Origin of the sequence: Nocardia sp. NPDC051833, from assembly GCF_040681225.1 — a bacterium.
Taxonomy (GTDB): Bacteria; Actinomycetota; Actinomycetes; order Mycobacteriales; family Mycobacteriaceae; genus Nocardia.
On record NZ_JBFAYK010000001.1, the window covers coordinates 2,174,205 to 2,193,946 of the forward strand.

Annotated in this window: 18 protein-coding genes and 1 riboswitch; of the genes, 13 read left to right on the top strand and 5 right to left on the bottom strand. The window is 69.8% G+C overall.

The features are described from left to right. Positions 1-106: 106 nt before the first annotated feature. The 6 genes from AB0L91_RS09735 to mnhG are packed head-to-tail and all read left to right on the top strand — an operon-like array spanning position 107 to position 6,011. Positions 107-2,893: a Na+/H+ antiporter subunit A gene (locus AB0L91_RS09735; protein ID WP_365008688.1), complete on the top strand. Its 2,787-nt coding sequence runs from the start codon at positions 107-109 to the stop codon at positions 2,891-2,893. Beyond that, a complete protein-coding gene (locus tag AB0L91_RS09740) occupies positions 2,890-3,273 on the top strand; it encodes a Na(+)/H(+) antiporter subunit C (protein ID WP_365008689.1) in 384 nt (127 codons plus the stop codon). Before AB0L91_RS09735 ends, AB0L91_RS09740 begins: the two co-directional genes overlap by 4 nt. Continuing rightward, positions 3,270-4,865, top strand: coding sequence for a Na+/H+ antiporter subunit D (locus AB0L91_RS09745; protein ID WP_357342355.1), 1,596 nt, complete (start codon positions 3,270-3,272; stop codon positions 4,863-4,865). The genes AB0L91_RS09740 and AB0L91_RS09745 overlap by 4 nt, the downstream gene beginning before the upstream one ends. Continuing rightward, a complete protein-coding gene (locus AB0L91_RS09750) occupies positions 4,862-5,422 on the top strand; it encodes a Na+/H+ antiporter subunit E (protein ID WP_355274378.1) in 561 nt (186 codons plus the stop codon). The genes AB0L91_RS09745 and AB0L91_RS09750 overlap by 4 nt, the downstream gene beginning before the upstream one ends. Continuing rightward, positions 5,419-5,679: a monovalent cation/H+ antiporter complex subunit F gene (locus AB0L91_RS09755; protein WP_355274380.1), complete on the top strand. Its 261-nt coding sequence runs from the start codon at positions 5,419-5,421 to the stop codon at positions 5,677-5,679. The genes AB0L91_RS09750 and AB0L91_RS09755 overlap by 4 nt, the downstream gene beginning before the upstream one ends. Continuing rightward, positions 5,676-6,011 carry a monovalent cation/H(+) antiporter subunit G gene (gene mnhG / locus AB0L91_RS09760; protein WP_355274383.1) on the top strand — a complete coding sequence of 112 codons (336 nt, stop codon included), beginning with the start codon at positions 5,676-5,678 and terminating at the stop codon, positions 6,009-6,011. The genes AB0L91_RS09755 and mnhG overlap by 4 nt, the downstream gene beginning before the upstream one ends. Here mnhG and AB0L91_RS09765 read toward each other — a convergent pair. The 5 genes from AB0L91_RS09765 to AB0L91_RS09785 form a co-directional block, all read right to left on the bottom strand. Beyond that, the gene (locus AB0L91_RS09765; protein ID WP_365008693.1) at positions 6,008-7,351 is read right to left on the bottom strand and encodes a DUF5933 domain-containing protein; all 1,344 of its coding nucleotides are present in this window, start codon (positions 7,349-7,351) and stop codon (positions 6,008-6,010) included. The genes mnhG and AB0L91_RS09765 overlap by 4 nt on opposite strands. A 50-nt stretch (positions 7,352-7,401) precedes the next feature. Continuing rightward, complete coding sequence (locus AB0L91_RS09770; protein ID WP_355274388.1) at positions 7,402-8,544, bottom strand: glutamate--cysteine ligase; 1,143 nt, start codon at positions 8,542-8,544, stop codon at positions 7,402-7,404. 10 nt (positions 8,545-8,554) lie between these two features. After that, positions 8,555-9,247 (bottom strand): superoxide dismutase family protein, encoded by a 693-nt coding sequence (locus tag AB0L91_RS09775; RefSeq protein WP_357342350.1) that lies wholly within the window; start codon positions 9,245-9,247, stop codon positions 8,555-8,557. A gap of 119 nt (positions 9,248-9,366) precedes the next feature. Then, the gene (locus AB0L91_RS09780; protein WP_357342349.1) at positions 9,367-9,942 is read right to left on the bottom strand and encodes a LytR C-terminal domain-containing protein; all 576 of its coding nucleotides are present in this window, start codon (positions 9,940-9,942) and stop codon (positions 9,367-9,369) included. A 42-nt stretch (positions 9,943-9,984) separates the two neighbouring features. After that, positions 9,985-10,302 carry a DUF3263 domain-containing protein gene (locus tag AB0L91_RS09785; protein ID WP_355274395.1) on the bottom strand — a complete coding sequence of 106 codons (318 nt, stop codon included), beginning with the start codon at positions 10,300-10,302 and terminating at the stop codon, positions 9,985-9,987. A gap of 181 nt (positions 10,303-10,483) precedes the next feature. Here AB0L91_RS09785 and AB0L91_RS09790 point away from each other — a divergent pair, with 181 nt between their 5' ends. The 7 genes from AB0L91_RS09790 to thiC all read left to right on the top strand — a co-directional run bounded on the left by AB0L91_RS09790 (position 10,484) and on the right by thiC (position 19,615). Further along, complete coding sequence (locus tag AB0L91_RS09790; protein WP_355274398.1) at positions 10,484-11,074, top strand: peptide deformylase; 591 nt, start codon at positions 10,484-10,486, stop codon at positions 11,072-11,074. Then, positions 11,064-12,026, top strand: coding sequence for a GNAT family N-acetyltransferase (locus AB0L91_RS09795; RefSeq protein WP_357342346.1), 963 nt, complete (start codon positions 11,064-11,066; stop codon positions 12,024-12,026). Before AB0L91_RS09790 ends, AB0L91_RS09795 begins: the two co-directional genes overlap by 11 nt. A 16-nt stretch (positions 12,027-12,042) precedes the next feature. After that, positions 12,043-12,858 (top strand): exodeoxyribonuclease III, encoded by an 816-nt coding sequence (locus AB0L91_RS09800; protein WP_365008696.1) that lies wholly within the window; start codon positions 12,043-12,045, stop codon positions 12,856-12,858. 74 nt (positions 12,859-12,932) lie between these two features. Further along, on the top strand, positions 12,933-14,135 hold the full coding sequence (locus tag AB0L91_RS09805; RefSeq protein ID WP_365008698.1) for a homogentisate 1,2-dioxygenase domain-containing protein: 1,203 nt from the start codon (positions 12,933-12,935) through the stop codon (positions 14,133-14,135). After that, a complete protein-coding gene (gene fahA, locus AB0L91_RS09810; RefSeq protein ID WP_365008700.1) occupies positions 14,132-15,319 on the top strand; it encodes a fumarylacetoacetase in 1,188 nt (395 codons plus the stop codon). Before AB0L91_RS09805 ends, fahA begins: the two co-directional genes overlap by 4 nt. 195 nt (positions 15,320-15,514) lie before the next feature. After that, the gene (locus AB0L91_RS09815) at positions 15,515-17,779 is read left to right on the top strand and encodes an MMPL family transporter (RefSeq protein WP_365008702.1); all 2,265 of its coding nucleotides are present in this window, start codon (positions 15,515-15,517) and stop codon (positions 17,777-17,779) included. 74 nt (positions 17,780-17,853) lie between these two features. Beyond that, positions 17,854-17,982, top strand: a riboswitch (TPP riboswitch). After that, a complete protein-coding gene (gene thiC, locus AB0L91_RS09820) occupies positions 17,975-19,615 on the top strand; it encodes a phosphomethylpyrimidine synthase ThiC (protein WP_365008704.1) in 1,641 nt (546 codons plus the stop codon). (Overlaps the previous riboswitch by 8 nt.) Positions 19,616-19,742 lie beyond the last annotated feature (127 nt).

Sequence of the window (19,742 nt, forward strand, 5' to 3'; positions counted from 1 at the left end):
CCCGGCGACATGGCCGACGCGACAGCGCCGGTGCCGCGAAACCCGGCACGATCGCCCGTAGGATCGGGGCGCACTACTCGACCGCCACCGAAAGACGGAGGAGGAGTTGCTCGCCGTTCTACTCGCCCACGCGCTGGCCGCACTGGTGGCCCCGCTGTGTGTACGAGTGCTGGGCCGCAACGCTTTCTACCTGCTCGCCCTGGTTCCGCTCGGCAGTCTGGGCTGGGTGCTCGCGCACTGGGGCACGACCGTGCGCACGCATGTGCAATGGGCGCCGCAGATTTCGATGGACATCGACCTGCGCTTCGATTCCCTCGCCGCGGTGATGTGCACGCTGGTGCTCGGCATCGGCGCGCTGATCCTGGCCTACTGCGGCCGCTACTTCGATCGCGACGAGGTCAGGCTCGGGGTCTTCGCCGCCGAGCTGATCGGTTTCGCCGGTGCCATGTTCGGCCTGGTCACCAGCGACAACATGCTGCTGCTCTACGTGTTCTGGGAAATCACGACCGTGCTGTCGTTCCTGCTGGTCGGCCACTACGCCGAGCGGGCGGTGAGCAGGCGGGCGGCGATCCAGGCGCTGCTGGTGACCGGTGCGGGCGGGCTGGCGATGCTGGTCGGGATCATCGTCCTCGGCAACCGCTACGGCAGTTTCCTGCTGTCGGATCTGCTCGCGACCGCGCCGCCCGGCGGGACGGCGGTCTCGGTCGGGATCGGGCTGGTACTCATCGGCGCGATCAGCAAATCGGCGATCGTCCCGCTGCACTTCTGGCTCCCCGGCGCGATGGCAGCGCCGACCCCCGTCAGCGCGTATCTGCACGCGGCCGCGATGGTGAAGGCGGGCATCTATCTGGTGGCCCGGCTCGCGCCCGCCTTCGCCCAGACCCCGCCCTGGCACGCGATGCTGCTGCCGCTCGGCCTCGTCTCCATCCTGCTGGCCGGCTGGCGGGCGATGCAGGTGTACGACCTCAAGCTGGTGCTGGCGTTCGGCACCGTCAGCCAGCTGGGCCTGCTGATGACGATGATGGCGATCGGCACGCCGGACGCGGCGCTGGCCGGGATCACCCTGCTGGTGGCGCACGCGCTGTTCAAGGCCTGCCTGTTCATGGTGGTCGGCATCATCGATCACGGCGCGGGCACGCGCGACCTGCGTGAGTTGTCCGGGCTCGGGCGGCGGGCGCCGTGGTTGTGCGCGACCGCCGTCGTCGCCGCGCTGAGCATGGCCGGCATCGCGCCGCTGCTGGGCTTCGTCGGCAAAGAGTCTGCGCTGACCTCGGTGTGGTCGGCGGAGGTGCTGACGACCCCGGTCAAGCTGGCCGAGCTGGCCGGCATCGCGATCGGCTCGGCGTTCACGGTGGCCTACAGCACCCGGTTCATCTGGGGTGCTTTCGGCAAGACCGCGGATCCGGCCCGCCCGATGTCCTGGCACGCCCCCGGTCCGCTGCTGCTCGCCCCGCCCGCGGTGCTCGCCGCAGCGGGCGTCGCCGGTGGTCTGGACACGACCGACGTCGACCGCTGGCTGAGTCCCTACGCCCAGACGCTGCCCGGCGAGCTCGACGCCCATCTCGCGCTCTGGCACGACCTCACCTGGCCGCTGGTGCTGACGCTGTTCATCATCGCCGCCGGTGTCGCGCTGTTCCTGATCCGGGGCCGGATCGACGAACCGGTCCATCCGCGCCTCGGCAACGCCGACCGCGCCTACGACGCCGCGCTGCGGGCGATGGACCGGCTCTCGCTGAAGATCACCGGCACCGTGCAGTCCGGCTCGCTGCCCGCCAGCCAGGCCACCATCCTCGGCACCCTGATCGTGCTGCCGACGGTGCTGCTGGCGCTGGGCACCCGGACCGGCGTGGAACTGCGGCTGTGGGATTCGCCGCTGCAAGCCGCGATCGGGGCGATCATGATCGCGATGGCGCTGGCCGCGACGGTGCTGCGCAACCGGTTGGCCAGCGTGCTCGTCGTCGGGGTCACCGGGTACGGCTGCGGCGTGATCTTCGCGCTGCACGGCGCGCCCGACCTGGCGCTGACCCAATTCCTGGTCGAGACGCTGACGCTGGTGATCTTCGTGCTGGTGCTGCGCGCGTTTCCCGCCGAGATCGCCGAGGACCAGGCGACCGCCTTCAAGGTCCGCCGGGCGCTGCTCGCGATCGGCGTCGGGATCACCGTCGCGGTGCTGGCCGCGTTCGCCACCGCCGCGCGGCGCGCCGAACCGATCTGGCAGGCCATCCCGGACGCCGCCTACCGGATCGGCGGCGGCAAGAACGCGGTGAACGTGCTGCTCGTCGACATCCGCGCCTGGGACACCCTGGGCGAGATCTCGGTGCTCGTCGTCGCCGCGACCGGCGTCGCCTCACTGGTGTTCCGCAGCAGGCGCTTCGGCAGCGCGCCCCGCGCGGCCGACGCGCCGAACTACGATCCCGACGCGGTGAGCTGGCTGCCCGCCGCCCGGCTGGTCGATCGGCGCTACCGCTCGATGGTCCTGCAGATCACCACCCGGCTGATCTTCCCCACCATCATGGTGCTGTCGGTGTACTTCTTCTTCTCCGGACACAACGCGCCCGGCGGCGGCTTCGCGGGCGGCCTGGTCGCCGGGCTCGCGCTGACCCTGCGCTACCTGGCGGGCGGACGCTACGAACTGGGCGAGGCGCTGCCGGTCGACGCCGGGCACCTACTCGGCGCCGGGCTCACCCTGGCCGCGGGCACCGCGACCGCCTCGCTGCTGCTCGGCGCGCCGCCGCTGTCGTCGGCGATCATCGAGGTGACGCTGCCGGTGCTCGGCCACATCAAGCTGGTCACCGCGATGTTCTTCGACCTCGGTGTCTACCTGGTCGTGGTCGGCCTGGTCCTCGACGTGCTGCGCAGCCTCGGCGCCCGCCTGGACAAGGAACTCGTATGAGCGCGAACCTGATTCTGCTGATCACCATCGGCGCGCTCACCGCGTGCGGGGTGTACCTGCTGCTCGAGCGGGTGGTCTCGAAGATGCTGCTCGGGATGATCCTGCTCGGCAACGCGGTGAACCTGCTGATCCTCACCATGGGCGGCCCCGACGGGCGGCCGCCCATCCTCGGCAGTTCCGACACCGCGCACCAGGGCATGGCCGATCCGCTGGCCCAGGCCATGGTCCTCACCGCCATCGTCATCACCATGGGGCTGGCCGCGTTCGTGCTCGCGCTGGCCTACCGCTCCTACATGCTGACCACCAGCGAGGACGTCGACAACGACCCCGAGGACGCGCAGATCGCCGCCCGGCGGGAACAGGAGGATCCCGAACAGTGACCCTGTCCCCGGATCTGCTCCCCGCCCTCGCCGCGCTGCCGGTGCTGGTCCCGCTGCTCGGCGCCGCGGCGACCCTGGTGTTCGGCCGCCGCCCGCGGCTCCAGGCGATGATCTCGCTGAGCGCGCTGACGTGCGTGCTGGTGATCAGCGCGCTGCTGCTGTACCTGGCCGATCGCGACGGCACCACCGCGGTCCAGGTGGGCGGCTGGCCGTCGCCGATCGGGATCACGCTGGTAGTGGACCGGCTCTCGGCGGCGATGCTGCTGGTGTCGGCGTTCGTGCTGCTGGTGGTGTCGATCTACGGTGCGGGGCAGAACATCTCCGACGGCGACGAGCACCAGCCCACCTCGATCTACCGGCCCACCTACCTGGTCCTGACCGCGGGGGTCTCGACCGCGTTCCTCGCCGGCGACCTGTTCAACCTGTTCGTCGGCTTCGAGGTCCTGCTGGTCGCCTCGTTCGTGCTGCTCACCGTCGGCGCGACCGAGGAGCGCATCCGCACCGGCATCGCCTATGTGATGGTGTCGATGGTGTCGTCGCTGATCTTCCTGATCGGCATCGGCATCACCTACGCCGCCACCGGAACCCTGAATCTGGCGCAGCTGGCCGTGCGCCTGGACGCCACCCCGAGCGGCGTGCGCACCGCCTGCTACGCGGTGCTGCTGGTGGCGTTCGGGATCAAGGCGGCGGTGTTCCCGCTGTCGAGCTGGCTGCCCGACTCCTACCCCACCGCGCCCGCGCCGGTGACCGCGGTCTTCGCCGGTCTGCTCACCAAGGTCGGGGTGTACGCGATCATCCGCACCCACACCCTGTGGTTCCCCGACGGCGCGTTCGACAACATCCTGCTGGTGTGCGGACTGGCGACGATGCTGGTGGGCATCCTCGGCGCGATCGCGCAGACCGATATCCGGCGACTGCTCTCGTTCACCCTGGTCAGCCACATCGGCTACATGGTCTTCGGCATCGGCCTCGCCACCACCGCGGGGCTGACCGGCGCGGTCTTCTACGTCGCCCACCACATCCTCGTGCAGACCGGGCTGTTCCTGGCCGTCGGTCTGATCGAACGCCAGGCGGGGTCGGTCTCGCTGCGCCGGATCGGCGGGCTGGCCACCGCGAGTCCGCTGCTCGGCGTGCTGTTCCTGGTCCCCGCGCTGAATCTCGGCGGCATTCCGCCGTTCTCGGGGTTCATCGGCAAGGTCGCGCTGCTGGAGGCGGGCGCGGCCGACGGCAGCGTGCTGGCCTGGGTGCTGGTCGCGGGCTCGGTGATCACCAGCCTGCTGACGCTGTACGCGGTGGCGCGGGTGTGGAGCAAGGCGTTCTGGCGGCCGCGCGAGGAGGCGCCGGAGGGTCATCTCACCGCGGCGAAACCGCCCACCCTGGTGGAGGATTCCACCGATGTGCACTACGAGGACCGCACCGACCCCGGCCGGATGCCCGCGCTGATGGTGCTGGCGACCGCGAGCCTGGTCACCGCAGGGCTGGCGCTGACGGTGCTGGCCGGACCGATTCTCGGCATCGCCGAACGGGCGGCCGCCGACCTGGACGACCCGGCGGTCTACATCGGTTCCGTGCTCGGATCGGAGCCGCGATGACGCTCGGGCGGCTGGTCAACCGCGACAACGTGCTGCGGATCGGGGTGCTCGCGTGGCTGACCGCGGTCTGGGTCGCGCTCTGGGGCGACCTGAGCGCGGCCAATGTCGTGGCGGGCTTCGTCGTCGCGCTGATCGTGGTCTTCGCGCTGCCGCTGCCCATGGTCCCGGTGACCGGCCGGTTCCATCCGCTGTCGTTCCTCGAATTGATCGTGGTCAGCGCCTATTACGCGCTCGAGTCGAGCGCGCAGGTGGCCTGGTTCGCGATCCGGCCCGCCGGTCCACCGGTCTCCGGTGTGCTGCGCGTGCACCTGGGGATCCAGTCCGACCTGGTCCTGGTGATGGCCACCGACCTGCTGAACCTGATTCCCGGCACCATGGTGCTCGAGCTGGACCGGCCGCGGTGCGTGGTCTACGTCCACGTGCTCGACGTGGGCAGCGAGAAATCGGTGCTGAAGTTCTACCGCACCACCCGGCGATTGGAGCATCTGCTGATCAACGCCTTCGAACGGCCGAGCGAACGCCGCAGGCTCGACCCCGGCCCGGAGGTGCGGTCATGACGGTCGTCGCCGTGCTCGCCGGCATCCTGCTGACCGCCGCCGCGGTGATCACCAGCTACCGGGTGCTGGCCGGGCCGAGCACCCTGGACCGGGTCGTCGGGATCGACTCGCTGATGGCCATCGCCGCGTCCGGGCTCGCGGTCTGGGCCGCCTACAGCAACGACACCACGGTGATACCGGCCATCGTGGCGCTGGCCCTGGTCGGCTTCCTCGGTTCGGCCGCGGTCTCGCGCTTCCGCGTCAGGGACGACCGATGACGGCGTGGGAGTGGGTCTCGGCCGTGCTCATCCTGACCGGCTGCGTGCTCGCGGTCACCGCCGCCATCGGCATCGTGCGCTTCCCCGACACCCTCACCCGCATGCACGCCGCGACCAAGCCGCAAGTGGTCGGGCTGGTGCTGGTGATGATCGGCACCGGCATCGACATCAGGGGCGACGTCAACGTCTGGATGCTGGTGCTGACCGGCCTGTTCACCATCATCACCGCGCCCGTCATCGCCCATCTCCTCGGCCGCACCGCCTACCGCGAACAGCGGCACCGCGACGGCCTGCTGCGGATCAACGAACTCGGCCGCGACGCCGACGACTAACCGGCCACCGGCGCGAGCTCCCGCCGCGGCGCCGCCGCGAACCAGGTCGCGTGGAACGCCGCGGCCACCGCCGCCAGCAGCCCGAGGACGACGGCGCCCGCGAGCACCGGGTATTCGGCCATCGGCACCGCGAGGTACCGGAACGACAGCAGCAGCCCGGCGAACACCACCGCGCCGAAGCCGACCATCCGCACCCGGAACGCGCCCCAGCCGCGTTCGGGCGCCCGCAGCGCCGACTCGACGGTCAGGCACAGCACCGCGCCAGCCACCAGGTCGACGCCGTAGTGGTACCCGAACCCGAGCGTGGCGGCCACGGTCGCGGCCAGCCAGAACGCGCCGCCCCAGCGCAGCCAGGCCGGCGCCCGCGACCCGTCGACATCGCGACGGGTGTGGATGAACAGCGACAGCGCCCAGGCGGTGTGCATCGACGGCATGCAGTTGCGCGGGGTGAACGCGTCGAACGGCAGCGCGGCCGGGTTGTGATCGATCGGCGGCAGCAGCGAGGGCCAGAAGTTGCCGACCTGGAAGCCGTGCCCGTCCGCGCCGAACGCGAACATCGGCCCGACGACCGGGAACAGCACGTAGAACAGCGGACCGACCAGCCCGAGCACCAGGAACGTGCGGACCAGGTAGTGCGTCGGCCACTCCCCCGTCGGGACGACCCGGCGCAACTGCCACACCGCGACCACGATGGCCGCCACCGGCAGCTCGATGTAGACCCAGTGCAGCACGCCGTACACCTCGGGCCCGAGCACCTCGAGCACCCGGCCGAGTACCCAGGACGGGTCACCGAGCGCGTGATCGGCGAGGACCAGGTATTCGTCGAGCACCGAGGGCCGCACCGCCGAGGTGACGTGCAGCCACACATCGCCCACCTTGGTCGCGAGCACCAGCAGCGCGCCCAGCGCCGCCGCCTTCAGCGCGTCGGTGCGTTCGCGCCCACGCCAGCGCACGGCCGCCACGATCACCAGGCCGGTCAGGACGATGGTCGGTCCGTTGCCGACGGTGAACGGCTTGCCGTCGAGCAGCCGCAGCGCGACGTAGATCGCGTCGATCCCGATCGCGGCGGCCACCGCGTACAGCCGCCTGCGCGCGTTCACCCCGACGAGGGCGAGCAGCAGACCGGCCCACGGCACCGACATCGATTTCGGCGTCCCGATGTAGTCGCGCGCCAGGCTCGCGAGCGGGCCGTCGAACCCGCTGACCCAGGCGGCGATCTGCAATCCGACCAGCAGCGCGAGCACCGCCGACACCGCGACGACGGCGAGGGTGCGTGGCTCACGCAGACGGCTCCGTTGGGTGGCACCCCCCGCATCGGTGCGCGGATGTTCGACAAGCATCCAGCCATCGTAAACGGCGGGTTAACGCCACCCCGCCGTGCAGCTGAACGCTACTGATCCAGCTCCCGCACCAGCGAATCCACGACGGCGACAAGATCACCCTGCGATTGCGCCGCGACTCGGCGTTGCCGCTGGTAGGAGGCACCGTGGCGGGGAATGTCGGCGACCGAGGCCAATTCGTCCGAGCAGCCCAAACGCTTGGCGGTCGGCTCGAGTTTGTTCAGCAGTTCCATCAGATCGTCTGTGACCAAACGCTCATTGCTGGCGTCGTCGACGATCACGATCGCGTCGAGCCCGTAGCGCGCGGCGCGCCATTTGTTCTCCTGCACGTGCCACGGCGGCAGCGTCGGCAGGTCCTCGCCCGCGTCCAGCCTGCGTTCCAGATCGACGACGAGGCAGTGGATCAGCGCGGCCACCGCGGCCAGTTCGGCCCGGCTGGACAGCCCGTCGCACACCCGGATCTCGATGGTGCCCCACTTGGGCGCGGGCCGGATGTCCCAGTGCATGCCGCCGAGCTGTTCGAACACACCGGTTTTGAGCTGGTCGTGCACGAAACCCTCGAACTGCGGCCAGTTCTCGAACTGGAACGGCAGCCCGGCGGTCGGCAGCTGCTGGAACATCAGCGCGCGGTTGCTGGCGTAGCCGGTGTCGTCGCCGGACCACATCGGCGAGGAGGCCGAGAGCGCGAGCAGATGCGGGTACGACAGCAGCAGCGAGTTCAGGATCGGAAAGACCTTGTCCCGGTGCGAGACTCCCACGTGCACGTGCACGCCCCAGATCAGCATCTGGCGGCCCCACCACTGGGTGCGCTCGATCAGCTCGTCGTAATGCGGTGAGCGGGTGAGCTGCTGGGCCGACCACTGCGCGAACGGATGGGTGCCCGCGCAGAACAGGTCGACGCCGAGCGGATCGGCCGCGCGGCGCACCGCGTCCATGGTGCCGCGCAGGTCCTCGACCGCGCCGCCGACCGTGTCGTGCACACCGGTCACCAATTCGACGGTGTTGCGCAGCAATTCCTTGGTCACCTGGGGCGTGCCGTCGTGGGCACGCCGGTCACCGACGGCGTCGAAGACCGCCGAGGCGGTGTTGGACAGATCGCGCGTCACCTTGTCGACGAGCGCGATCTCCCATTCGATGCCGATGGTGGGCCGGGGCGAACCTGGGAAGGGTACCGACTGGATTGCCCCGGCCATGTGCGTCTCGCTAACCGACCACGCCGCAGGCGACCCGGGAGCCCGCGTCACCGGTGGACAGCGTGGTCTCGTCGGGGCCGGTGCCACCCTCGCGGGTGTACCGGGACGGGATGTTGCCGAAGTTGTCGGCGCCGGAGTGCACGATCAGCGCCTTGCCCTTGATGTTGTCCAGGGTGACGGTGTCGGTGCGGGTGACCAGCTTGGCGGTGCCGTCGGCACCGACCTGCAGCGAGGTCAGGTCGCCGCTGGCCGGGTGCGCGTTGGCCGCGCCGACCTGCAGATGACCGCCGGCCGAGGTGAAGTCGCCCTCACAGGTGCCGTTCTGGTGGAAGTGCAGGCCGTGGAAACCCGGGGTGAGGCCCTGCGCCTCGACGGTGACCACCAGGTGGCTGCCCTCGGTGACGAAGGTCGCGGTGCCGACGCTCGCGCCGGAACCCGACTTGAGCTCGGTCTTCAGGCCGCCGGCCGCGGGCGCGCCGTGGTCGCCGCCGCCGTGGTTCGCGGTCGTCGGGGTGCCGTGGCCGCCGCCGTGCTCGGTACCGGAACCCGCGGGCGCGGGCGAGCTGGTCCACACCGGCGGCGTGGTTCCCTTGACGTCACTCGACTCCTGGCTGTTGGAGCAAGCGGCGAGCCCGAACGCGGCAACCGCCAGCACCGGGGTCACAATGCGCCAGGACGGGCGACGAGTTGTCGACGTGGCCATCAGGGAACTCCTTTACGAGTACCGAGTTTAACGAGTAAAGCTGGGTGGACAGGGGCTGTACCGCTCAAGATGATGCCACAGCGCACGTTCCCCACTCGGCACCGCGTGCCGAGCCTCGTTCAGCGACCGGTCAGTACGACGACCACGCCCGGCGAGGTGTCGCCGGTCTTCGGCGCGACGGTCCCGCCGATCTCCGCGGCGATCTCGGTGGCCGCGGCCTTGTCGCCCGCGCCGCCGCCGTAGAACACCGTGGTGGTGGTGAGGTTCTCGCCGCTGTAGTTGCCGGTGCTCACGTTGCTCCAGCCCGACGAGGTCAGCTCGCCCGCGGTGCGCGCGGCCAGGCCGGCGACCAGGCTGTTGTTCAGCACCCGCACGGGCACACTCTGGTCGACCGTGGCCGCGGGCGCGGTGCTCGGCGCCGCCGTGGTGGTCGGCGCGACCGTCGTCGTGGTGGTCTTGGCGGTGGTCGGGGCAGCGGCCGCGCTGGTGGTCGTCGCGACGGCCGTGGTGGCCGGCGCCTGCGCGACCACGCTCGACGTCGTCGTCTCGGTCGGCTCGGCCGAATCGGCGGAGTCGGCATCGGAGTTCGACAACGACATCGCACCCAGACCCGCGAAAACGATGGCCAGGGCGATCAACACCATCGCCAGCGCGCGCAGCGGCGGGCCGCCGGGGGTGGGATTCGGGTTGCTCACCCGCGCAACCCTAGTCGCAACCGGTGCTGTGTGGCCCTCATGTCAGACCTGGAAACCGAGTCGGCGTGCTGCGCGAGCCTTCTGCCTGCTGGCCCGCAGCCTGCGCAGGCGCTTGACCAGCATCGGGTCCGCCGCCAGCGCCTCGTCCTTGTCGACGACCGCGTTGAGCACCTGGTAGTACCTGGTGGCCGACATGGCGAACAGCTCGCGGATCGCGTCTTCCTTGGCGCCCGCGTACTTCCACCATTTGCGTTCGAAGTCGAGGATGTCGAGCTCACGGCGACTCAGCCCGCTGCCTTCGTCGGGGGCCGTGTCCTGTGTGGTTCCCGCCTCGATGTTGCGAGCCGCTGCGCCGTCCATCTTGCTCCCTCGCCGAGTATCACGAGATGAAAATGACGCTTGCACGTCGCGGATCATTCAACCACGCAGGAGCCGGATCCTCCGAGCGATGTCCCGGCGTGTTGACTACGGGCCAGTAGGGGTGTCGTACCCCACAGGGGCCGCCGCTCACCCACGCGCGCGACCGGCGATAATGGCGCTCATGGCAATTCTCCCGATCGTGATCGTCGGTGACCCCGTCCTCCACAACCCCACCGCACCGGTGACGGAGACGCCGGCCGAGCTGGCCGACCTGATCGCGGACATGTACGACACCCTGGAGGAGTCCAAGGGTGTCGGCCTGGCGGCCAACCAGGTCGGGGTCGGCAAGCGGCTGTTCGTCTACGACTGCCCCGACTTCGACGCCGCGGGCAAGCCGATCCGCCGCAAGGGCCTGGTGATCAACCCGGTGCTGGAGACCTCCGAGATCCCGGAGACCATGCCCGATCCCGACGACGACGAGGAAGGCTGCCTGTCCGTGCCGGGCGAGCAGTTCCCCACCGGTCGCGCCGACTGGGCCAGGGTCACCGGGACCGACGAGAAGGGCGAGCCGGTCGACATCGAGGGCACCGGCTTCTTCGCCAGGATGCTCCAGCACGAGGTGGGCCACCTCGACGGCTTCCTCTACGTCGACGTGCTGATCGGCCGCAACGCCCGCGCGGCGAAGAAGGCGATCAAGCGCAACGGCTGGGGCACACCGGGTCTGAGCTGGATCCCCGGCACGGTGCCCGACCCGTTCGGCCATGACGACTGAGATCCCCCTCGGCCGCCGCGTCGTCATGCGGTACCAGCTCCCCGAGGGCTATCCCCAGCCGCTCACCGATGTGATCGGCGAGCTGGTGTCGCTGAGTCCGCCGTCGGTGCGGACCGCCGAGGGCGAGCTGGTCTCGGTGGCGCCCGATCGGGTCGTCGCGCTGAAGGCCCTGGGGCCGAGGCCGATTCGCACCAAGGAGATCCGCTCGCTGGAGACCGCGGCGGCCGCCGCCTGGCCCGGCAGCGCGCATCTGTGGATCGACGGCTGGCTCGCGCGGGCGGGCGACGGTTACACCGGGCGCGCGAATTCCGCTGTGCCGCTGGGTGAGTCCGGCGTGCCCGCGGTGCTGTCGATCGACACCATGCACAAGATCGCGGACTGGTACACCGCCAACGGACTGCCGCTGCTGCTGCAACTGCCCGATCGGCTGGCCCCGGTGCCGCCGGGCTGGAACACCTGGAGCGAGACCGTGGTCCTCGGGCTCGACATCGCGAATTTCGTCCTGCCGCAGGGCCCGTCGATGGTCAAGATCACCGGCGCGCCGAGCGAGAGCTGGCTGCGCACGCACCGGTATCGCGGCGAGATCCCGCTCGATCCCGCCGTCCGGGAACCGGACGTCGCGGTGCTCACCTCGGTGATCGACGGCACGCTCGGGTTCGCCTCGCTCGGCCTGCCGGAGGCGCTGGCGATCGGCCGCGGCGCGGTCACCACCGCGCCGGACGGCAGACGCTGGGTCGGGCTGACCTGTGTCGCGGTGGCGACCGCGCACCGGCGCAACGGCCTGGCCTCGCTGCTGTGCGCCGAGCTGATCCGCTGGGGCGCCGAGCACGGCGCCACCCATGCCTACGTGCAGGTGGAGGTAGGCAACGCCACCGGACTCGCGCTCTACCGCGAGCTCGGCTTCCTGGAACACCACAGCTACCGCTACGCCGCGCCGCCGAGCGCGTCGTAGGAAAGGACCGCGACCCGTGCGTCTCGCCACCTGGAACGTCAACTCGATCCGCTCCCGCGTCGATCGGGTGACCGCCTTCCTCGACCGCCACGACATCGATGTCCTGGCGATCCAGGAGACCAAGTGCCGCGACGACCAGTTCCCCTACGAGCAGTTCGACCAGGCGGGCTACGAGGTCGCCCACGTCGGGCTGAACCAGTGGAACGGGGTCGCGATCGTGTCCAGGGTCGGGCTCACCGACGTCGAGACCGCGTTCTCCGGGCAGCCCGGTTTCGACAAGAACGCCGGTGACTCGCTGATCGAATCGCCGGTGGTTGAGGCCAGGACGATCGGCGCGACCTGCGGCGGGGTGCGGGTGTGGAGCCTGTACGTGCCCAACGGCCGCGCGCTCGACGATCCGCACTACGCGTACAAGCTCGACTGGCTGTCGACCCTGCGCGAGCGGGCGACCGACTGGCTGACCGAGGACCCGGCGGCGAAGATCGCGCTGGTCGGCGACTGGAACATCGCCCCCACCGACGACGACGTGTGGGCCCCGGAACTCTTCGAGGGCAAGACCCACACGTCCGCGCCCGAGCGGGCCGCGTTCCAGGGCATGCTCGACACCGGCTTCCGCGATGTCATGCGCCCGTTCGCGCCCGGCCCCGGCGTCTACACCTACTGGGACTACACCCAGCTGCGTTTCCCCCGCAAGGAGGGCATGCGCATCGACTTCATCCTGGCCTCCGCCGCCCTCGCCGACCAGGTGAAGGACGCCTCGGTCGACCGGGAGGAGCGCAAGGGCAAGGGCGCCAGCGACCACGCCCCGGTCATCGCGGAGTTCTCCGACTGACCCGTCTCGTGTCGCCCGAGCGGTACCGTGGATGACAGGATCATCCGACCTGCGACGTAGCGGGAGGTGTGCTTGTGGCGTTCTATCGGCAGCTCGGGTCTGTGCCACCGAAGCGGCATACACAGCATCGGGATGGGAGCGGCAACCTCTATTACGAGGAGCTGATGGGCGAGGAGGGCTTCTCCGGTGACTCCTCGCTGCTCTACCACCGTGGCCTGCCGCCCGCGATCGTCGACTCGACCGTGTGGCAGCTCCCCGATCAGTCGCTGACGCCGAATCACCCACTGCGCCACCGTCATCTGCGCCTGCCGGCGCTGTTCCCCGGCGACACCCCCGCCAGGACCGACCCGGTGACCGGCCGCAGGCTGCTGCTGGCCAATGCCGACGTGCGCATCTCGTACGTGGTCGCCAAGGGCGCGTCCCCGCTGTACCGCAATGCCATCGGCGACGAGCTGGTCTACGTGGAATCGGGTGCGGCCGCGGTCGAGAGCGTGTTCGGCGCGGTCCCGGTCCGGCAGGGCGATCAGCTGATCATGCCGCGCGCGACCACCCATCGCTGGCTGCCCACGGGCGAGGAACCGTTGCGCGCGTATGTGATCGAGGCGTCCAGCCACCTCACCCCGCCCAAGCGCTATCTCTCGAAATTCGGCCAGCTGCTGGAGAATTCGCCCTACTGCGAACGTGACCTGCACGGTCCCGCCGAACCACTGCTGGCCACCGGCACGGAGGTGGAGGTGCTGGTCAAGCACCGGCCGGGCGCGGAGGTGGTCGGCACCAGGATGATCTACGCGACGCACCCGTTCGATGTGGTCGGCTGGGACGGCTGCCTGTATCCGTACACCTTCAACATCGCCGACTTCGAACCGATCACCGGCCGGGTGCATCAGCCGCCGCCAGCGCATCAGGCGTTCGAGGGGATCAACTTCGTGGTCTGCAATTTCGTGCCGCGCAAGGTGGACTATCACCCGCTGTCGATTCCGGTGCCGTACTACCACTCCAATGTCGACTCCGACGAGATCATGTTCTATTGCGGCGGAAACTACGAGGCGCGCAGGGGTTCCGGGATCACCCAGGGTTCGGTGTCGGTGCACCCCGGCGGTTACGCGCACGGCCCGCAGCCCGGTGCCTACGAACGCAGTATCGGCGCCGAGTTCTTCGACGAACTGGCGGTGATGGTCGATACCTTCCGACCACTACAGCTCGGGGAGGGCGCGCTGGCCTGCGAGGACCCGGCCTACGCCTGGACCTGGTCGGGCCGCGGACCGGGGCTGCGATGAGCGGGCGGCTGCTGCGGGTGGAGGTGGCGCCGGACTCGCTGTTCGGGCCGGAGAACCTGCCCTACGGCGTCTTCGCGCCGCCAGGGGGCGGCTTCCGGGTCGGCGCCCGGCTGGGCGATACCGTGCTCGACCTCGTCGCGCTGCTCGGCGATCCGGTCTTCGCCCAGCCGTCCATGAACGCCTTCCTGGCCGCCGGGCCCGACCACTGGCGGACCGTGCGTGACCGGCTGCGGGAGCTGGCCGACACCGAGCTGCCGATCGAGGCGGTGCACCCGGTCAACGGCGTGGAGATGGCACTGCCGGTCCACATCGGCGACTACGTCGACTTCTACGCGAGCATCGACCACGCCACCAATCTCGGCAGGCTGTTCCGGCCGGACAGCGAACCGCTGCTGCCGAATTGGCGGCATCTGCCGGTGGGTTACCACGGCCGGGCCGGCACCGTCGTGGTGTCGGGGACGCCGATCATCCGGCCGCTCGGCCAGCGCCGCACCGATTCGGCCACAACGGATTTCGGGCCGTCGCGGCGGCTGGATATCGAGGCCGAGCTGGGCTTCGTGGTCGGCACCGGGTCACCGCTCGGTGTTCCGGTGCGCGTCGACGAATTCAGCGACCACGTCTTCGGCGTCGCCCTGGTCAACGACTGGTCGGCCCGTGACATCCAGGCTTGGGAGTACCAGCCACTCGGCCCGTTCCTCGGCAAGTCGTTCAGCACGTCGCTCTCGGCGTGGATCACCCCGCTCGCCGCGCTCGCCGATGCCCGCGTCCCGCTGCCGCCACAGGACCCGCCACCCCTGCCCTACCTGCGGGGCAGCGACGAGCACGGCCTCGACATCGACCTGGCCGTCAGCTGGAACGGCGAGGTGGTCGCGCACCCGCCCTATGCGCGGATGTACTGGTCACCGGCGCAGATGCTCGCCCATCTCACCGCCAACGGCGCCTCGATCCGGCCCGGTGACCTCTACGCCTCCGGCACGATCTCCGGACCGGAGACCGATCAGCGCGGGTCGTTCATCGAATTGTCCTGGGGCGGTGCGCAACCCATCGCCGTCGGCGACGAATCGCGGACCTTCCTCGCCGACGGTGACACCGTCACGATCACCGCAACCGCGCCGGGCACCGCGGGCCGCCGCATCGGCCTCGGCGAGGTCAGTGGACGAATCCTGCCCGCCCGCGATACGTGATCCAGGACGTCTTCGCCCTGTTGCGGCAGGCCCTGTTCGGCGGTTCGTCCACACCGTAGCGAGCAGCGGGCAGGTACTCGACAACCGCCCAGGGGCGGAGATGGTAGTGGTACAACCTCCACCTTGGGGTGGTATCGAGCATATTTCTTTGCGGGATACGGTGACTTCCGACGATCCCTAGCAGAGAGCTCGACGATGTTGACGAGAATCGCCCGCGCCGCCGTGGCCCGACCACGACTGGTCGTCGCGGTCGCCCTGTTGCTGATGATCCTGAGCGGCGCCATCGGCGCCACCGTGCACTCGCACATGAAGTCGGGCGGATTCGTCACCGATGATCTCGACTCGGTGCAGGCGAGCCAGTACCTGAGCGACCATTTCCCCGGCTCCGAGCCGAACTACGTGCTGCTGGTGACCGCCGAGGACGGCGCCGATTCGCCGGCCGCGCGCGCCGCCGCGGACACCGCGATCGCCCAGCTGCGCGGCCACTCCGACATCGTCAGCGGGGTGCAGTCGTACTGGACCTCGCGCCCCGATCTCCAGCAGGCGCTGCGCAGCAAGGACGGCAAGCGGGCGCTCATCCTGGCCAGCATCGAGGGCGACGACGCCCAGCTGCCGGACCGCGCGGGCAAGCTCAGCGAGGAACTCCGGGTCGACAGCGGGCCGGTGACGGTCGAAGCGGGCGGGCTCGCCGCCTCGTTCTCCGATATCAACACCCAGATCAGCAAGGACCTGGTGATCGCCGAGGCCGTCGCCATCCCGGTGACGGGCCTGCTGCTGGCCCTGGTGTTCGGCAGTGTCGTGGCCGCGGCGCTGCCCATCGCGATCGGTCTGTTCGCCATCGCGGCGGCGCTGGGCATCCTGCGCGTGCTGACCGCCGTCACCGACGTGTCGATCTTCGCGCTGAACATGACCACCGCGCTCGGACTGGCGCTGGCGATCGACTACAGCCTGTTCATCGTCAGCCGGTACCGCGAGGAGCTGACCGCGGGCGCCACCCCGGCCGCCGCGGTGCAGCGGGCGATCCAGACCGCGGGCCGCACGGTGGTCTACTCGGCGCTGGTCGTCGCGCTGTCGCTGTCGGCGCTGCTGGTGTTCCCGCAGTACTTCTTCAAGTCGTTCGCGTACGCGGGTATCGCGGTGGTCGCCGCCGCCACCGCCGCCGCGGTGATCGTGCTGCCCGCGCTGCTCATCCTGGTCGGTGACCGGATCGACGCGATCGACCTGCGCGCACCGCTGCGCAGGCTGTTCCGGCGGCCGCCGCGCGTGGACAAGCTGCCCCAGCAGACGTTCTGGTATCGCCTGGTCACCGCCGTGATGAAGCGGCCGCTGCCGATCGCGCTGGCGACCACCGCGTTCCTGCTGCTGCTCGGGTCGCCGTTCCTCGGCGTCCAGTTCGGCTACCCCGACGACCGGTCGCTGCCCACCGGCGTGGCCAGTCGCGAGGTCGGTGACGTGCTGCGCACCGAGTTCGACGCCGACATGGCCGCGAGCGCGACCATCGTGCTGCCGGAGTTCCGCGGCACCCCCGCCGAGCTGGACGGCTATGCCCTCGCCCTGTCCAAGGTGCCGGACGTGCCCGCCGTGCTCAGCAGCGCCGCCGTCTATCGCAACGGCTGGCGGGTGGCCTCGGGCGTGCCGGAGATGTCGGACCCGTCGGCGGGCGCGTACCTGTCGGTCGCGACCACGCTCGATCCCTATTCCGACGCGGGCCGGATCCAGCTCGACGCGATCCGGGCCGTCCCCGCACCGTCGGAGGCCCTGGTCACCGGTCCCGCCGCGCTCAATCAGGACTCCGTCACCGCGATCACCGGCAAGCTGCCGCTGGCCGGCGCGCTGATCGCGATCACCACCCTGGTGCTGCTGTTCCTGTTCACCGGCAGCGTGGTGCTCCCGGTGAAGGCGCTGGCGCTGAACATCCTGTCGCTGGCGGCGACGTTCGGCGCGATGGTGTGGATCTTCCAGGAGGGCAACCTGTCGGGGCTGCTCGGTTTCACCTCCACCGGCACGCTCAACCTGGCCATGCCGATCCTGATGTTCAGCCTGGCGTTCGGCGCCTCGATGGACTACGAGGTGTTCCTGCTGTCCCGGATCCGGGAGGAATGGCTGGCCGGGCCCAAGACGACCGAGGGCAATACCGAGGCCGTCGCCATGGGTGTGGCCCGCACCGGCCGCATCTTCACCGCCGCCGCGCTGCTCATGAGCATCGTGTTCCTCGGCGTGGCGACCTCCGGCGTGTCGATGATGAAGCTGTTCGGTCTGGGCTGCGCGCTGGCCGTGATCAGCGACGCCACCGTCATCCGCGGCCTGCTCGCGCCCGCCCTGATGCGGATGATGGGCACCTGGAACTGGTGGGCGCCCAAGCCGCTGGTGCGGCTGCACGACCGGTTCGGGCTGCACGAGGCCGACGAGCCCACCGTCGACAAGGTCGACCGGCCCGAGCCCACCCCGGTCTCGGTCTGAGCCGAGCGCGGCCCGCGCGGGACTTCCCGAGCGGGCCGCGCACCATGGCGGGTATCGTCGGCCCGGAAAATTTCACACACGCCAACGGGGGCTCGCACCAGCGGGCTGAGAGGACGGCTAGCCCATTTCTCGGGCGATCAGGGCCGTCGACCGTATGAACCTGACCGGGTAATGCCGGCGTAGGGAGGAATCACCATGGGCACAGCCACGTCTTCGACCGGGGCGGTCGACACCGTCACCACCGGACCGATCCAGGGCAGCGTCAAGCACTACCAGGAGGTCGACGGCCTGCGCATCCCGGTGCGCCGGATCAACCTCACCAACGGCGAGCACTTCGACGTCTTCGACACCTCCGGCCCGTACACCGACGACAACGCGGTGATCGACCTCGAGGCCGGACTGCCGAAGCTGCGCGACGAGTGGGCCGAGCCCGCCGTCGACGGCCCGCCGACCCAGCTCGCCTGGGCCCGCCAGGGCATCATCACCGCGGAGATGCGTTTCATCGCCGCCCGCGAGGGTGTCTCGCCGGAACTGGTGCGCGACGAGGTCGCCGCCGGTCGCGCGGTGATCCCGGCCAACCACAAGCACCCGGAGCTGGAGCCGACCATCATCGGCAAGAAGTTCCTGGTGAAGATCAACGCCAATATCGGCAACTCGGCGGTGACGTCGTCGATCGCCGAAGAGGTCGAGAAGATGGTGTGGGCCTCGCGCTGGGGCGCCGACACCATCATGGACCTGTCGACCGGCAAGAACATCCACGAGACCCGCGAGTGGATCCTGCGCAACTCCCCCGTCCCGATCGGCACCGTGCCGATCTACCAGGCGCTGGAGAAGGTGAACGGTGATCCCACCAAGCTCACCTGGGAGATGTACCGCGACACCGTGATCGAGCAGTGCGAGCAGGGCGTCGACTACATGACCGTGCACGCGGGTGTGCTGCTGCGCTACATCCCGCTGACCGCCAAGCGGGTCACCGGCATCGTCTCGCGCGGTGGTTCGATCATGGCCGCGTGGTGTCTGGCCCATCACCAGGAATCGTTCCTGTACACGCACTTCCGTGAGCTCTGCGAGATCCTCGCGAAGTACGACGTCACCTTCTCCCTCGGCGACGGTCTGCGTCCCGGCTCCATCGCCGACGCCAACGACGAGGCCCAGTTCGCCGAGCTGCGCACCCTCGGCGAGCTCACCAAGATCGCGAAATCCTATGGCGTGCAGGTGATGATCGAAGGCCCCGGCCACGTGCCGATGCACAAGATCGTCGAGAACGTGAAGCTCGAGGAAGAGCTGTGCGAAGAGGCGCCGTTCTACACCCTCGGCCCGCTGGCCACCGATATCGCGCCCGCCTACGACCACATCACCTCGGCCATCGGCGCCGCGATCATCGCCCAGGCGGGCACCGCGATGCTCTGCTACGTCACGCCCAAGGAGCATCTGGGCCTGCCCAACCGCGACGACGTCAAGGTCGGCGTGATCACCTACAAGATCGCCGCCCACGCCGCCGACCTCGCCAAGGGGCACCCGCACGCGCAGGACCGCGACAACGAATTGTCCAAGGCGCGTTTCGAATTCCGCTGGCACGACCAGTTCGCGCTCTCGCTGGACCCGGACACCGCCCGCGAATACCACGACGAGACGCTGCCCGCCGAGCCCGCCAAGACCGCGCACTTCTGCTCCATGTGCGGTCCGAAGTTCTGCTCCATGCGGATCTCCGCCGACGTGCGCGAGTACGCCGAGAAGCAGGGTCTGACCGACGTGGCCGCCATCGAGGCGGGCATGGCCGAGAAGTCGGCCGAGTTCGCCGACCAGGGCAACAAGGTCTACCTGCCCGTCGTCTGATTCCGAGGTCCCCGGGACCGGCACGGCTGCGCCGCGCCGGTCCCGGCCCTTTCCGGGGCTAGCATTGTTCCGGCACAGAGCACCTGTGCGCAGCCTTTTCTGCACCGACCGGAAAGGGATCACTCGC